Here is a 2627-nt window from a genome sequence, read left to right on the forward strand (position 1 = left end):
TATATCGTGTTCGGGGTAATTGTTCCATCTATATCCTCCATTCCATGTCTATATTTTATGAAACTTTGGACTCCATAAAACTCAGCATACCTCAGACCTGCTGTGGTTTTTTCCAGCAACACGAGATTCTGCTCCTCCCCTACGATCACCGGCGCAATTAATTTGCCGCCTGCCTTTAACTGCTCGATTAACGGCGGCGGAATTTCCGTACACGCTGCGGTAACAGCGATCCGGTCATAAGGTTGCAGCGCGGCATAACCTAAACCTCCATCTTCATTCACCAACACCACACCCTTATAACCAGCCTTTTCCAGATTGGTTCTAGCAAATGCGAAAGTCAATGGATCGATTTCCATCGCCACAACCAGGCCTTCTTTCCCTACCACTTCCCGCGCCACTGCTGTGCCGTACCCTGAACCTAAGCCGATCTCAAGAAATTTATGCCCCTTGTCCAGACCGAGGGGTTCATAGAACAGTGGATAACTATGGGGGCAGGATATAGTTGCGTTCTCCCCCGGCAATGGCAATGGCACTTCCTCATACGCGTGATCGCGGTATTGATCTGGAATAAAGTCTTCCCTGGGCACCTTAACAATGCCTGTTTGATTCTTTCCGATTTGAGCAAACCTTTTTTAACAAGCCATTCTATTTTAGCGACCCTTTCCCTGGCCAGATCAGACTTGCTTTTTCTCGGCGAGGCAGGCGGCGGCACTATCCAGCCCAACATGATGATCTCCTCCTTATTCCATTTCTAAATCAAAACTGACTTTGTCGTTTTCTCCGACGTATTCTTTTTATACTATCTGCGGCTCGCTCTTGCGTCATGTTTGATTTGGGAATGAATTAATAGGGCAGTAAATCGTGTAAAAATTCATGATATGCTTTCCCCGAGGCCAACTGCAATTGGATTTTAATACGGCGTCGCTCCGCCTCCACTGCCTGCGCCTTGATGGGATCATACCCTGATTTTGTATAGCTTTCCCAAGAGAGGCCGACACCGTGACGTTGCCACGAGGGTACTTTATCAAAATCGATGTCATATTGATTGAGCAGCGCTTTTTGTTCACCCCTGTTCTTGCCATCCAGCATACCGACGACCGTTTCACTGCTTAATCCCGCCTGCCGCAATGTCCAATAGCACCAGCCATGCAAGGCGCAACGCGCTGCATCCCATTGCCGCCAGCAAAAATAATCAATCACTTCATCACGCTGTTTGCACTGCCAGATGCGGCTGTCGAAATGCGCCGGCTCACCGCAGGCATGGGTGAACACCGAACTGACCAGGCCGGCTGACAGGGAAACCAGTTTTTCGTGTCGCCAGTTAAATAAACCCCAGCCGGGCGCGAAAACAGCAGAAATTTCATCGCTGAATGTATAGCAGTAAATCGCTTGAAAATCCTGCATCAGCGCGGAGGGCGCCTCGATCATGAAGTCACGCAGACGTTCATCGTAAGGTTTGCGAAAGCGCCGGGCGGTAAATTGGGTAAAGGAACGGCCGTCAAGACGAATGACAGTCCACGCATCGGAACGAATGAGGACAGAGCGGAAGGATTCATACTTGCGCATGCGCTTTTCCAGCTCCTGCGCTTTCATTTCAGCTCCAAGAGGTCATAATATTACTCATATCATCCTTCCCTTTAATAGTGAAGACATTGGCCATAGCATGATAACACGCACCCATGTGACCCGCCGACAACAGGCTCAACTACTCAATTCGATTCTGGATCAGGCCCTTCTCAATCCAACCTCCTCGCATCGGCATCAAATTCAGCAACTTATCCCTACGCATCATGTTGAAAAACTTGTCGAGCGGCTCCGCAAACGGGCTATCATTTTGTCAAAACAGCAGCCTTATCAGAGACATTCGATACTGGAAGCCCGTGATGCCCTGATCCTGACACTTTATGCTGCCGCCGCGCCACGCGGTTGGGCCTGCGCCTGGTGTGACGGTAGCTACATAAAGATTGACGCGCAACAACGTGCCGGGATCGGCGCTATCCTGATGGACGATCAGGGTGAAATCGTGGCGCGTATCGGCCAAGCTATTGGCGCCCAGGATAGCTTTACCGCGGAGCTCACTGCGGTAGTTGCAATCATGCAGACCGCGCTAAAACACGATCAGCGACAACTATGGGTCTACTGCGATAACTACGGCCTGATTCAGCTGTGGTGCGAACAGCGCCATGACAGCCGGCTTGCGGAAATACGCAGGCTTGCCGCTACCCTGGACCGCTTTTCGCTCCACCCTATTCCACGGCAACATAACCAGCCAGCACACAGACTTGCACTAGCTGCAACGCGCTGCACCGACGATGTCCACGTAGGTATTAGTTACAAGAACATATGATTGCTTGGTTCGATTATAAAAAGGGTAGCATCCCCTTTTTCTCAACTGTTGGAAAGATTGTACGATCAGCCAAAGCAAATAATAGGAAAACAGGTGGATAGTTTTTGTTGTGCACTGCGAATCCAGACAGTATCTGACCCCATTGGTGCCTGCCATTGGTGGATACTGAACTCTGAAGCTAGAGCTAAATAAACGAGGTAATCCCCCGGCTTTGCCGGGGGACTATTAAAGGTTTGACCGTGTGATACGGTCACCTTGATTCTTTTAGCTTGATCAAGAG

At 49.9% G+C, this 2627-nt stretch carries 4 protein-coding genes; 1 reads left to right on the top strand and 3 read right to left on the bottom strand.

Annotated features, from left to right (window positions below; all coding sequences use genetic code 11):
• On the bottom strand, positions 1-587 hold a 587-nt coding region (locus BLV54_RS15005; RefSeq protein WP_090572384.1), incomplete at its 3' end, for a protein-L-isoaspartate O-methyltransferase family protein.
• 256 nt (positions 588-843) lie between these two features.
• Positions 844-1593 carry a tRNA(His) guanylyltransferase Thg1 family protein gene (locus BLV54_RS15010; RefSeq protein ID WP_090572385.1) on the bottom strand — a complete coding sequence of 250 codons (750 nt, stop codon included), beginning with the start codon at positions 1591-1593 and terminating at the stop codon, positions 844-846.
• On the opposite strand from BLV54_RS15010, the gene BLV54_RS15015 reads away from it, so the two are divergent.
• Positions 1565-2347 (top strand): ribonuclease H family protein, encoded by a 783-nt coding sequence (locus tag BLV54_RS15015; protein ID WP_176969808.1) that lies wholly within the window; start codon positions 1565-1567, stop codon positions 2345-2347. The two genes, BLV54_RS15010 and BLV54_RS15015, sit on opposite strands and share 29 nt — an antisense overlap.
• A 65-nt stretch (positions 2348-2412) precedes the next feature.
• Here the strand turns inward: BLV54_RS15015 and BLV54_RS16575 are convergent.
• The coding region (locus BLV54_RS16575) for a hypothetical protein (RefSeq protein ID WP_218132442.1) at positions 2413-2627 on the bottom strand (215 nt) is incomplete at its 5' end.

This window comes from Nitrosomonas sp. Nm33 (genome assembly GCF_900107265.1).
In the GTDB taxonomy this organism is placed as follows: domain Bacteria; phylum Pseudomonadota; class Gammaproteobacteria; order Burkholderiales; family Nitrosomonadaceae; genus Nitrosomonas.